The organism is Brevibacterium sp. NPDC049920, assembly GCF_040656435.1.
Classification (GTDB): Bacteria; Actinomycetota; Actinomycetes; order Actinomycetales; family Brevibacteriaceae; genus Brevibacterium; species Brevibacterium pityocampae.
In genome coordinates this window covers 197,300-209,412 of record NZ_JBFAMF010000007.1, presented here as the reverse complement: position 1 = coordinate 209,412, position 12,113 = coordinate 197,300, and the positions used below count along the sequence as shown (strand labels likewise).

The 12,113-nt window shown below is 69.2% G+C and carries 9 protein-coding genes; 3 read left to right on the top strand and 6 right to left on the bottom strand.

The window, feature by feature from the left end; all coding sequences use genetic code 11:
• Positions 1–269 precede the first annotated feature (269 nt).
• Positions 270–1,022 (bottom strand): SDR family oxidoreductase, encoded by a 753-nt coding sequence (locus AB0I45_RS09375; protein WP_295690132.1) that lies wholly within the window; start codon positions 1,020–1,022, stop codon positions 270–272.
• A gap of 254 nt (positions 1,023–1,276) precedes the next feature.
• A complete protein-coding gene (locus AB0I45_RS09370) occupies positions 1,277–2,446 on the bottom strand; it encodes an acyltransferase family protein (RefSeq protein WP_295690134.1) in 1,170 nt (389 codons plus the stop codon).
• Positions 2,447–2,528: 82 nt separating this feature from the next.
• Here AB0I45_RS09370 and valS point away from each other — a divergent pair, with 82 nt between their 5' ends.
• Together valS and AB0I45_RS09360 are read left to right on the top strand one after the other, a co-directional pair.
• Positions 2,529–5,189 carry a valine--tRNA ligase gene (gene valS, locus AB0I45_RS09365; RefSeq protein ID WP_345031351.1) on the top strand — a complete coding sequence of 887 codons (2,661 nt, stop codon included), beginning with the start codon at positions 2,529–2,531 and terminating at the stop codon, positions 5,187–5,189.
• Between the two features lie 89 nt (positions 5,190–5,278).
• Complete coding sequence (locus AB0I45_RS09360) at positions 5,279–5,968, top strand: AIM24 family protein (protein ID WP_295687600.1); 690 nt, start codon at positions 5,279–5,281, stop codon at positions 5,966–5,968.
• A 70-nt stretch (positions 5,969–6,038) separates the two neighbouring features.
• Here the strand turns inward: AB0I45_RS09360 and clpX are convergent, their stop codons facing one another.
• From clpX to tig, 4 genes are all read right to left on the bottom strand, one after another.
• Positions 6,039–7,319 carry an ATP-dependent Clp protease ATP-binding subunit ClpX gene (gene clpX, locus AB0I45_RS09355; protein WP_295687603.1) on the bottom strand — a complete coding sequence of 427 codons (1,281 nt, stop codon included), beginning with the start codon at positions 7,317–7,319 and terminating at the stop codon, positions 6,039–6,041.
• Positions 7,320–7,565: 246 nt separating this feature from the next.
• Positions 7,566–8,213 (bottom strand): ATP-dependent Clp protease proteolytic subunit, encoded by a 648-nt coding sequence (locus tag AB0I45_RS09350; RefSeq protein ID WP_137319451.1) that lies wholly within the window; start codon positions 8,211–8,213, stop codon positions 7,566–7,568.
• Between the two features lie 20 nt (positions 8,214–8,233).
• Positions 8,234–8,857 (bottom strand): ATP-dependent Clp protease proteolytic subunit, encoded by a 624-nt coding sequence (locus AB0I45_RS09345; protein WP_295687608.1) that lies wholly within the window; start codon positions 8,855–8,857, stop codon positions 8,234–8,236.
• Between the two features lie 298 nt (positions 8,858–9,155).
• Positions 9,156–10,724, bottom strand: coding sequence for a trigger factor (gene tig, locus AB0I45_RS09340; protein ID WP_295687611.1), 1,569 nt, complete (start codon positions 10,722–10,724; stop codon positions 9,156–9,158).
• A 302-nt stretch (positions 10,725–11,026) separates the two neighbouring features.
• Between tig and AB0I45_RS09335 the strand changes: the two genes are divergently transcribed.
• Positions 11,027–12,073, top strand: coding sequence for an NAD(P)-dependent alcohol dehydrogenase (locus AB0I45_RS09335; protein ID WP_295687613.1), 1,047 nt, complete (start codon positions 11,027–11,029; stop codon positions 12,071–12,073).
• The last annotated feature ends 40 nt before the right edge of the window (positions 12,074–12,113 follow it).

Here is a 12,113-nt window from a genome sequence, read left to right as displayed (position 1 = left end):
CCCACCCGTCCGGTTCTACTGGGCCGCGGCGCCACGCCCGAGGCGGACGCGCGCGGCTGTTCTTCCGAATGCTCCCCGGTGATGGCCGGATCAGCGCAGTTCCTCAGTCTAGCGCACGGCCGCACGGGGTCCAGTCCACCGTCGCGCCCGCGCGCCCGCTGCCGAACTGCGCGGTATCCGACGACTGCCGCGCAATTGCGCGCGCGGATTCGGATACCGCGCAGTTCGAGCCCGCTGGGCCGGCCGGGACCCCGGGGTCCAGGCGGGCCTCAGAGGCCCTGGTGCCTGGCGACCTTGTGCTGGGCGGCCTGGGCGATCGGGCGGATGACCATGAGGTCCACGTTGAAGTGGTGCGGCCGGGTGAGCGTGTAGACGACGGCGTCGGCGCAGTCCTCGGCGGTGAGCGGGTTCTCCACGCCCTCGTAGACCTTGTCGGCCTTCTCCTGGGATCCCAGCCGCTTGCGGGAGAACTCCTCGGTGGCGACCATGCCGGGAGCGATCTCGATGACCCGCACCGGCTGCCCGGCGAGCTCGAGGCGCAGGGTCGCGGCCGTCGAGTGCGAGCCGTGCTTCGCCGCGACGTACCCGCCGCCGCCCTCGTAGGCCTGGTGGCCGGCGGTCGAGGACATCACGACGATGTCGCCGCGCCCGGACTCGACGAGCGCAGGCAGCAGCGCCTTGACGCACCGCACCACGCCGAGCACGTTGATGTCGAACATCCGCCGCCAGCCGTCGACGTCGGCCTCGGCCACGGTGTCGGTGCCGAGCGCGAACCCGGCGTTCGCGACGAGCGCGTTGACGGGGCCTCCGGCGACGACCTGCTCGGCCATCCGGGCGACGTCGGCGTCGCTCGTCATGTCGGCGACGACGACCTCGGCCCCGGTCTCGGCCGCGAGCTCGGCGAGCCGGTCCTCGCGGCGGGCGACGGCGACGACGTCCCACCCCTCCCGGCGGAGGCGGCGGACGGTGGCCGCTCCGATTCCCGAGCTCGCTCCGGTGACGACTGCGCGCAGATTGGACATGGCTCCTCCGTGTTCCTGGTGGTCGAGTTCCCGGTCACCCGCGGTCACGGGTTCGGCGGTCCTGCGGCCAGCCTACCGGGGTGCGCCGCCGGTGGGCGGAACCGTGCCCGAGGCGCCCGCGGCCCGGCAGGACCGAGCCCGAGCCCCGCGGTTCCTGCACCGGCCGGCACGATCTGCACAGGATCCGCAGGCTCCTGCAGGTCGCGTGGGAGCCCCGACCGGTCGGCGAGCGACCGACGCCCCGGTGAGCGCGCTCAGCACCCGGGCGTCCCGAGGTGGGAGGGGCCGGACCCCGTCGACCCGGTGCCCGGAGAGCCGTCGCGGAGAGAGTCCTCGGCGGCGAGTCGGCGCATCCACCGGCGCGGCGGCCGCCCCTCCCCGAATGCGGCCCGCACGAGCGGGGTCCGCAGCGCGATCATCGTGAGGACGGTGCACACGAGGGTGTAGACGATCGGCATGACGAAGCCGTGGAGCGCGACGTCGCCGAGGCTCGACGGGCCGCCGATGAGTTCGCGCATGGGGAACAGGAGCAGCGGGTGGAGGAGGAACACGCCGAAGGAGTACGGATAGAGGCGAGTGAGGAGCCCGAACCCCGAGCGCATGGAGAAGTGGAGGAGGAGGTAGGCGGCGAGCGACATCGCCACGACCATGGGCGAGAGGTACTCGTAGGAGAACTTCCACGGCTTCTCCCCCGGGCCGAACCCCGCCCACAGGAAGGTCGACAGCACACCGGAGGCGAACACGAGTGCGGCGATCACGGCCTGCCGGCGGGTGAGGATCCAGTCGCGCAGCACCCAGCCGAGCACGTAGTAGCCCATCATCGGCAGGAAGCGGGTGGCCGCGTTGGACTCCCCGACCCCGAACGCCGAGGCGAAGATCCCGTCGGCCATCCCGATCCCGAGCAGGATGAGCGCGGTCCCCCACTGGACCCGCCGCGAGCCGTGCGTGGACAGGAGCCGCATGAACGGCGTGAGGAGCGTGAGCCCGGCGAGCACGTAGAGGAAGTAGAGCTGGACGAACGGCGAGCCCGAGGCGATCGCGAGGATCGGATCCCAGTCCGACTCCCGACCGCCCATGTAGTAGAGGCGGAACAGGACATATATCACGGTCCACACGACGAGCGGGATCCCGATCCGGAAGACCCGCTTGAGGAGGAACTCGCGTGGTCGGCCGCCCTTGGCCGGATCGAGGGCGAGCGCGCCGGCGATCATGAGGAACACCGGAACGGACCAGCGGGCGGAGGAGTCGATCGCATTGGCGAGCCACCACGCGCTCGTCCCGAGATCGGTGTACCGGGTCTCCACGGTGTCGCCGATCGCGTGGATCGCCACGACAGCGATGATCGCCAGCGACCGGGCGGGGTTCATCCAGCCGGTCGAGGTGGGCGGGGGGTTGTCCTCCCCCACGCGTCCGAGCAGTGCCATGCCACCATCGTGCCACGGCAGCGCGCCGCGACGGTCCCGCCTGTTTGGATTGCACCTGCACCGGTGCGAGAATCTGAGCACTATGACTCAACCTGCCTCGCGCACACATGACTCGGTGCATCTCCCGGACAAGCCGGCCCTCGAGGGCCTCAAGGACAAGTGGGACGCGAACTGGGGTGAGTCCGGCGTCTACGCGTTCGATCCCGACACGCAGCGCGACGCCGTCTACTCCATCGACACTCCCCCGCCCACCGCCTCGGGCTCCCTGCACGTGGGGCACGTGTTCTCCTACACCCAGACCGACATCATCGCCCGCTACCAGCGGATGACGGGGAAGAACGTGTTCTACCCGCTGGGCTGGGACGACAACGGCCTGCCCACCGAGCGGCGGGTGCAGAACTACTACGGCGTGCGGTGCGAGCCCAGCCTGCCCCACGAACCGGGCTTCACCCCGCCGGCCAAGCCGGCGAAGAACCCGCGGGACTTCGTGCCGGTGTCCCGGCAGAACTTCATCGAGCTGTGCGAGCAGCTGTCCGCCGACGACGAGAAGGTCTTCGAGGACCTCTTCCGCTCCGTGGGCCTGTCGGTCGACTGGAAGTACACCTACCGCACGATCGACGACACCTCGCGCGCGGTGAGCCAGCGGGCGTTCCTCGCCGACCTGGCGGGCGGCCACGCCTACTCCACCGATGCGCCGACGATGTGGGACGTGACCTTCGGCACCGCGGTCGCCCAGGCCGAGCTCGAGGACCGCGAGAAGGAGGGCGCCTACCACCGGGTGGCATTCCACCCGGCCGCCGCTGACGGCACCGCCGACACCTCCGTCGACCCGATCATCATCGTCACTTCGCGCCCGGAGCTCATCCCCGCCGTCGTCGCGCTCGTCGCCCACCCCGACGACGAGCGCTACCGGCCGTACTTCGGCACCACGGTGGTGTCCCCGCTGTTCGGCGTGTCCGTCGAGGTCCGCCCCCACGAGCTGGCGAAGGCCGACAAGGGCACCGGCATCGCCATGGTCTGCACCTTCGGCGACCTCACCGACGTCACCTGGTGGCGCGAGCTCGACCTGCCCACCCGCCCCGTGATCACCCGCGAGGGGCGTCTGGCCCGCGAGGTCCCCGAGTGGATCGCGGACTCGCCCAAGGCCGATGCGGCCGAGCTCTACACGCAGCTCGCCGGCAAGACGACCTTCACCGCCCGCAAGGACATCACCGAGCTCCTCCGGGAATCCGGCGACCTGCTCGCCGACCCGGAGCCGATCACCCACCCGGTGCCCTTCTACGAGAAGGGCGACAAGCCGCTCGAGGTCGTCACCAGCCGCCAGTGGTACATCCGCAACGGCGGGCGCTCGGCCGAGCTGCGCGACGCCCTCGTCGAGCGCGGGCGCGAACTCACCTGGTACCCCGGATTCATGCGCTCGCGCTATGAGAACTGGGTCGAGGGCCTCAACGGCGACTGGCTCGTCTCCCGCCAGCGCTACTTCGGCGTGCCGATCCCGCTGTGGTACCGCCTCGACGCCGAGGGCAGCCCCGACTACTCCTCTCCGATCGTGCCCGAGGATGCCGCGCTGCCCGTCGATCCGCAGGCCCAGGCTCCCACCGGGTTCAGCGAGGATCAGCGCGATCAGCCCGGTGGCTTCACCGGCGACCCGGACGTCCTCGACACCTGGGCGACCTCCTCGCTCACCCCGCAGATCGTCGGGGGCTGGTCGCGGGACCAGGCGCTGTTCGACACGGTCTTCCCGTTCGACCTGCGGCCGCAGGGTCACGACATCATCCGGACCTGGCTGTTCTCCACCGTGGTGCGCGCCAATTCGCTCAATGATTCGATCCCGTGGACGAACGCCGCGCTCTCGGGCTGGATCCTCGATCCGGACCGCAAGAAGATGTCGAAGTCCAAGGGCAACGTCGTCGTGCCGAGCGACATCCTCCAGGAGGCGAAGCCCGGGTTCGGCCCGGACGCCGTGCGCTACTGGGCCGCGAGCGCCCGGTTCGGCGCGGACACCGCCTACGACGTGTCGCAGATGCAGATCGGCCGGCGGCTGGCGATGAAGCTCCTCAACGCCTCGAAGTTCGCGCTCGCCCAAGGTGTGCATTCCCGACTCGTGGGACGCGGCGAGCTCATCACCGAGCCGCTCGACCGGGCGCTGCTGACCTCGCTGCGGGCCACCGTGGCCGACTGCGGCACCCATATGGCCGCCTACGACTATGCCCACATGCTCCGCGCCGCGGAATCCTTCTTCTGGGAGTTCACCGACGACTACGTCGAGCTCGTCAAGGACCGGTCCTACGGCGCCGACGGGGAGGCCGCCCAGCTGTCGGCGCATGCGACGCTGGCCACCGCACTCGACGTGCTGCTGCGACTGTTCGCCCCGATCACGCCCTTCGTCACCGAAGAGGTGTGGTCGTGGTGGCGCGAGGGCTCCGTCCACCGGACCGCCTGGCCGACCGTCGAAGCGCTGCCGGAGTTCTCCGCCGCCGAGGCGCCCGCCGGCATGCTCGCCGACGTCGCGACGGTGCTCGGCGAGGTGCGCCGCACGAAGACCGAGGCGAAGGTCTCGCAGAAGACGGAGATCACCCGCGCCGTGGTCACAGCCGTTCCCCGGATCATCGAGCTCGTCACACTGGCGGAATCTGACCTGCGTGCCGCCGGCCGGGTGAAGGACTGGGAGCTGCGTGCCGTCGACGGTGCGGAGCTCGCCGTCGCCGAAGTCGAGTTCGCTATGGCGGATCCGCAACGCTGAGGCCTCGTCCACGGAGCTCCGGGGATCTAGGCTGGGGAGTGCGAGCCACCGCTCGCACTCCCCTTCTTTGTCGTCACGAGGAGCCCCTGATGCGAAGCGAACTCTTTGCCAAGCGCAATGCCGAACAGGAGAGCAACCAGCGCTGGACGATGCAGTCGTCCAAGATGCTGCGCGCGCTCGTCACCCCCGATGCCCCGATGGTCGCCACGAAGGGCGCGATGGTCGCCTACCAGGGCAACGTCGAGTTCACCCACCAGGGCTCCTCGTCCGTCGGTCAGTTCCTCAAGAAGGCGATGACGAACGAGGACACCCCGATGATGCGGGTCGAGGGCCACGGCGAGGTGTTCTTCGCCCGGCAGGCCGCGAACATCTTCATGATGCAGCTCGAGGGCCAGCAGGACGCCCTCACGGTGAACTCCTCGAGTCTGCTCGCCTTCGATGCGAACCTCGCCTGGGACATCAAGCGGATCAAGGGCGTCGGAGCGCTCGCCGCCGGTGCCGGCCTGTTCAACCTCGAGATGTCCGGGACCGGCACCGCCGCGGTGTGCTGCCAGGGCGATCCGATGATCCTCGACTGCTCGCGCACCCCGACCTTCGTCGACCCGCAGGCCGCCGTGTGCTGGTCGGCCAACCTCGCACCGAGCATCAAGTCCGCGGTGAGCGTGGGGTCGTTCTTCGGCCGCGGGTCCGGGGAGAGCTTCCAGCTCGTGTTCCACGGTCCCGGCTTCGTCGTCGTGCAGCCCTCGGAGGGCTACGGTCAGACCGTCGCCACGCAGTGATCCGGGGAGACAGCGGATGCCCGGTGCGGACCATACGGTCCGCACCGGGCATCCGTTCTCCGCTGTCCGGTCAGGCGGACTTGGGCCTGCGCTGCTGGGGTTCGGAGTCCTTCTTCGGCACGATCGTCGGGGCGGCGTTGCTCTCCACCACCGCCTTGGTGACGACCACGGAGCCGACGTCGTCGCGGCTCGGGATGTCGAACATCACCGGCTGGAGCACCTCCTCCATGATCGAACGGAGGCCGCGCGCACCGGTGCCGCGCAGCAGTGCGAGGTCGGCGATCGCCTCGAGCGCCTCGGACTCGAACTCGAGCTCCGCCCCGTCGAACTCGAACATCTTCTGGTACTGCTTGACGAGCGCGTTCTTCGGTGCGGTGAGGATCGACATGAGCGCCTCGCGGTCGAGGTTCGACACCGTGGCGAGCACCGGCAGGCGGCCGATGAACTCCGGGATCAGCCCGAACTTGAGCAGGTCCTCCGGCATGAGCTCGGAGTAGAGGTCGTCCTCGTCCTGCTTGGACTGGATGAGGGCCCCGAAGCCGATGCCGTGCTTGCCCTTGCGGGAGGCGATGATCTCCTCGAGGCCGGCGAAGGCGCCGGCGACGATGAAGAGCACGTTCGTCGTGTCGATCTGGATGAAGTCCTGGTGCGGGTGCTTGCGCCCGCCCTGCGGAGGCACCGAGGCCTGTGTGCCCTCGAGGATCTTGAGCAGCGCCTGCTGCACACCCTCGCCGGACACATCGCGGGTGATCGACGGGTTCTCCGACTTCCGTGCGATCTTGTCGATCTCGTCGATGTAGATGATGCCGGTCTGCGCCCGCTCGACGTCGAAGTCGGCGGCCTGGATGAGCTTGAGGAGGATGTTCTCCACGTCCTCGCCGACGTAGCCGGCTTCAGTCAGCGCCGTGGCGTCCGCCACGGCGAACGGCACGTTGAGGCGCTTCGCGAGAGTCTGGGCGAGGTAGGTCTTGCCGGAGCCCGTGGGGCCGACGAGGAGGATATTCGACTTCGCGATCTCGACGCCGGAATCCGCGTCCGACCCGGAGTCGGTGAGTGCGCGGATGCGCTTGTAGTGGTTGTACACCGCGACGGCGAGGGCCTTCTTCGCCGGCTCCTGGCCGACGACGTACTCCTGGAGGAAGTCGTAGATCTCGCGCGGGCGGGGCAGCTCCGTCTCCTCGACCTCTGCGGTCGATTCGTTGAGCTCCTCCTCGATGATCTCGTTGCACAGGCCGATGCACTCATCGCAGATGTAGACGCCCGGCCCGGCGATGAGCTTCCGGACCTGCTTCTGGGACTTCCCGCAGAAGTTGCACTTGAGCAGGTCAGCACCCTCAGTTCCGCGAGCCACTGTCACAACCTTTCAGCGGGGCATGTGCCCTCAAGACTATCCCTGTTCGGATGAACACCTCAACAGCATTCCACATCCCGCTGACACGGCGCCGGACCCGGCTCCGGAGGCGTGTCGAGGAACCGGGCCCGCGGCCGGCGGCGGCCGTGTGCGCGACGGTCCCGAATGCGCAACGGGGCGCGGACCTCTGCGGTCCGCGCCCCGGGCGCCCGGCGCCGTTCGCGGCGTCGGGGATGAGACCGATCCTCAGCGCACGGCCTTGCGCGAGGTCAGCACCTGGTCGACCAGACCGTAGTCGAGCGCCTGGTCGGCGGTGAGGAACAGGTCGCGCTCGATGTCGCTCGACACCTGCTCGGCCGTCTTGTTCGAGTGGGACGCCAGGGTCTCCTCGAGCCAGGTCCGCATGCGCAGCACCTCGGCGGCCTGGATCTCGATGTCCGAGGCCTGCCCGTGACCCTGCCCCTGCATGGACGGCTGGTGGATGAGCACACGGGCGTTGGGCAGCGCGAGGCGCTTGCCCTTGGTGCCCGCCGCGAGCAGCACTGCCGCCGCGGAGGCCGCCTGGCCCAGGCACACCGTCTGGATCTCCGGCTTGACGTACTGCATGGTGTCGTAGATCGCGGTGAGGGCGGTGAACGAGCCGCCCGGTGAGTTGATGTAGAGGGTGATGTCGCGGTCGGGGTCCTGCGACTCGAGGACGAGCAGCTGGGCCATGACGTCGTCGGCCGACGTGTCGTCGACCTGCACGCCGAGGAAGATCACGCGGTCCTCGAACAGCTTGGTGTACGGATCCTGCCGCTTGAAGCCGAACGGGGTGCGCTCCTCGAACTGCGGCATGACGTAGCGCGAGGTCGGCATCTGGCCGGCGGCGGCCCACGGTGAGAGATTCGTCATTCTTCTGACTCCTTGGTTCTTCAGTTGAGCGCGGACTCGCCGGACATGTCCTCCGAGCCGGTGATGACCCGGTCGATGAACCCGTACTCGCGGGCCTCCTCGGCGGTGAACCAGTGGTCGCGGTCGTTGTCCTTGAGGATCTGCTCGAGCGACTTCCCGGTCTGCTCGGCGGTGAGCTCGGCCATCTGCTTCTTCATGTGGAGGATGAGCTCGGCCTGGATCTTGATGTCCGTGGCCGTGCCGCCGATCCCGCCGAGCGGCTGGTGCATGAGGATGCGCGCGTGCGGGGTGGCGTAGCGCTTGCCCTTGGCGCCCGAGGACAGGAGGAACTGGCCCATCGAGGCGGCCATGCCCATGGCCACGGTGCCGACGTCGGGCTTGACGTGCTGCATGGTGTCGTAGATCGCCATGCCGGCAGTCACCGAGCCGCCGGGCGAGTTGATGTAGAGCCAGATGTCCTTGTCCGGGTCCTCCGCGGCGAGCAGCATCATCTGAGCACAGATCATGTTGGCGTTCTCGTCCCGCACCTCCGAGCCGAGCCAGATGATGCGCTCCTTGAGAAGGCGGTTGAAGATGTGGTCATCGAGGCCCAGTCCCCCGGTTCCGCCTGCGGAAACCGGTGAGGCGAACTCGTGTGTGCTCACGTTTCACTCCTGTTGTCTGTTGCTGTCCTGTACTGGACTCTAACCGCTGCATCCGGGGATTTAGTCCCCGACCGTCCGGTGTTCGCCCTCAGCGTGATCGGCCCCGGCGCGGCCCTCACTGAGCCGCACACAGGACGCGCCGCAGCGAGCGCCGGACCGCCTGGAAGGCGTCTGCCCCCGGGCCCGGAATGGGCCGGCGCGAGGTGACACGAGAGTGCCCGGACGACGACGGCGGGCACGGTGTGCACCGTGCCCGCCGTCGGGTGACCGGACCGCCTCGCAGCGGACCGGCGCGAACTCACTCGGAGTCGGAGTCCGCCTTCTCGTCCTTCTTCGCCGCGGCCTTCTTGGCCGCCGGCTTCTTGGCGGCGGCCTTCTTCGCCGGCGCCTTCTTCTTGGGCGCGTCCTCGGCATCGGCCTCGGCGTCGTCCTTCTTCGCGGCAGCCTTCTTCGGAGCGGCCTTCTTGGCCGGGGCCTTCTTCTCGGCCGTCTCCTCGGAGTCGGCCTTCTCGCCGGAGTCGGACCCCGCCTCGGCGTCGGTCGACTCGACAGCCGCCTCGACCTCCTCGGAGTCCTCCTCGTCCTCACCCGGGGCGGTGGTGAACGCGGTCATGTCGACGGTGCTGCCGTCGGCATCGACGACCTTCGCCCCGGCGAGCACCTCGGCCAGGGCCTTGCGGCGCGCGACCTCCGACACGATGGCCGGGACCTGGTTGTTCGAGTCGAGCGCCTGCGCGAACTCGTTGGGGTTCATGCCGTACTGCTGGGCCGCGGAGATGATGTACTCGATGAGCTCCGGCTGCGAGACGTCGACGTTCTCGGCCTCGACGACCGCGTCGAGCACGAACTGGGTGCGCAGGGTCTTCTCCGTCTCCGCGGTGACCTCGGCGCGGTGCTCGTCGTCCTCGAGCCGGTTCTCCTGCTCGAGGTGGCGGTGCACCTCGTCCTCGACGAGCTTGGCCGGGACGGGGACGTCGAGCTTCTCGATGAGGAGCTCGAGGACCTTGTCGCGCGCCTGCACGCCCTGGTCGAACTCCTTCTGCTTCGCGGCCTGCTCGCGCAGGTCGGCCTTGAGCTCGTCGATCGTGTCGAACTCGCTGGCGAGCTGCGCGAAGTCGTCGTCGGCCTCGGGGAGCTCGCGCTCCTTGACGGCCTTGAGGGTGATCGCGACGAGACCGGTCCTGCCGGCGTGCTCGCCCCCGGCGAGAGTGGACTCGAAGGAGGTCTCCTCCTCGGCGGACAGCCCGTCGAGTGCCTCGTCCATACCCTCGAGCATGGTGCCGGCACCCACCTGGTAGGAGATGTCGGAGGCCGAGTCGATCTCCTCGCCGTCGACGGTGGCGGTGAGGTCGAGGGTGACGAAGTCGTCCTTCTGCGCCGGGCGGTCGACGGTCTTGAGGGTGCCGAAGCGGCTGCGGAGGTCGGTGAGCTCCTTCTCGACGTCCTCGTCGGAGACCTCGAAGGTGTCGACCTCGACGCTCAGGGTGTCGTAGGCGGGGAGCTCGATCTCGGGGCGGACGTCGACCTCGATGGTGAAGGTGAGATCGCCCTCCTCCGTGCCGTCGAGGCCGGGGATCGCGGTGACTTCGACCTCGGGCGAGCCGAGCGGGCGGAGCTCGTGCTCGTCGATGGCTTTGCGGTAGAGGTCGTCGAGGCTGTTGTTCACGGCCTCCTGCAGGACCGCCGGGCGACCGACGCGCTGGTCGATGATCCGCGCAGGGACCTTGCCGCGGCGGAATCCGGGGATGGAGACCTGCTTGGCGATCTCCTTGTACGCCGCGTCGATGCTCGGCTTGAGTTCGGCGTAGGGCGCTTCAACGCTGAGCTTGACCCGCGTGGGGTCGATGTTCTCGACGGAGCTCTTCACAGTAAACCTCTCGTTGGGACAGAAGGTAGGGGGATCCGGCTCACTCGCCGGATTGCAGACCGCCCTACAGCCTATCCCAGACCGTTCGACGGGCGAAAATCCGCCGGAGCAGGGTCCGCGGCGGCCACCCGCCCGACCACGGAGTGAACACCGGATGTCGACGATCCGAACGCACGCACACATGCGCATACGTCGCTCTAGGGTGGAGGTGATCACGGTTCCCGGGCCACCGGGCCCGGCGGCTGCGATCGGGCCGGCGACACCGGCCCGCCCCGGAACGCATCAACAGGAGTGAGGCATCCATGCGTGCGATCGTGTTCGAGGACTACAAGACCTTCCCGACCCTCAAGGAGATCGACCGACCAACCCCGGGCCCCGGGGAGGTGCTGCTCAAGGTCGCCGGCGCCGGCGCCTGCCACTCCGACGTCGCGATCTACGACGTGTTCGAGGCCGACACCCCGGGTCGCGTGCCGCCCTCGTTCGTGCTCGGCCACGAGAACTCCGGCTGGGTCGAGGAGCTCGGCCCCGGGGTCGAGGGGTTCGAGAAGGGCGACGCCCACCTCGTCTACGGGCCGGTCGGCTGCGGCCGGTGCAAGGCCTGCTCACGCGGGCAGGACACCTACTGCGAGAACCAGGCGACGAACCCCTACATGGGCATCGGGCTGGGCCGCGACGGCGGGATGGCGGAGTACGTGTCCGTCCCCGCCCGCAACCTCGTGCCGCTCGGCGATGCCGACCCGATGGCCGCCGCTCCCCTGTCCGATGCCGGCCTCACCCCGTACCACGCGATCAAGCTCGCGCTGCCGCAGCTAGCCGGCGGCGGGAAGACCGCGCTCGTCATCGGCCTGGGCGGGCTCGGTCAGATCGGGGTGCAGATCCTCCGCGCGCTCACCGGTGCGACGATCATCGCCACCGACATGAAGCCCGAGGCGATGGCCCAGGCGGAGAAGTACGGTGCGGTGACCGTGCCGGGCGGGGACGATCAGGTCGATCGGATCCGCGAGCTCACCGGCGGTCGCGGGGTGGACGCGGTGTTCGACTTCGTCGGCGCGGCTCCGACGATCGGGGTCGCGATGGCCTCGGTCGCGGTGCAGGGCCGGGTGACGATCGTCGGGATCGACGGCGGCGCACACCCCTGGTCGTTCTTCACCGCGCCCAACGAAGCGGAGCTGACGAGCACGTACTGGGGCACGATCGAGGACCTCCACGAGGTCGTCGCGATGTACCGCGCCGGTCAGATCGTGCCGGAGGTCGAGCGCTTCTCGCTCGACGACGGGCTCGAGGCGTACCGGAGGCTCCAGGCCGGCGAGCTGTCCGCCCGCGCCGTGGTGGTCCCCCACAGCAGCTGAGGAGCCTGATCGTCGGGAGCCGGCGATGCACGAGGGCCCG

Excerpts from the sequence above, each read along its gene's own strand:
- AB0I45_RS09370 (WP_295690134.1), bottom strand. The coding sequence starts at position 2,446 with ATGGCACTGCTCGGACGCGTGGGGGAGGACAACCCCCCGCCCACCTCG.
- AB0I45_RS09375 (WP_295690132.1), bottom strand. The coding sequence starts at position 1,022 with ATGTCCAATCTGCGCGCAGTCGTCACCGGAGCGAGCTCGGGAATCGGA.
- valS (WP_345031351.1), top strand. The coding sequence starts at position 2,529 with ATGACTCAACCTGCCTCGCGCACACATGACTCGGTGCATCTCCCGGAC.
- AB0I45_RS09335 (WP_295687613.1), top strand. The coding sequence starts at position 11,027 with ATGCGTGCGATCGTGTTCGAGGACTACAAGACCTTCCCGACCCTCAAG.
- AB0I45_RS09350 (WP_137319451.1), bottom strand. The coding sequence starts at position 8,213 with ATGACGAATCTCTCACCGTGGGCCGCCGCCGGCCAGATGCCGACCTCG.
- AB0I45_RS09360 (WP_295687600.1), top strand. The coding sequence starts at position 5,279 with ATGCGAAGCGAACTCTTTGCCAAGCGCAATGCCGAACAGGAGAGCAAC.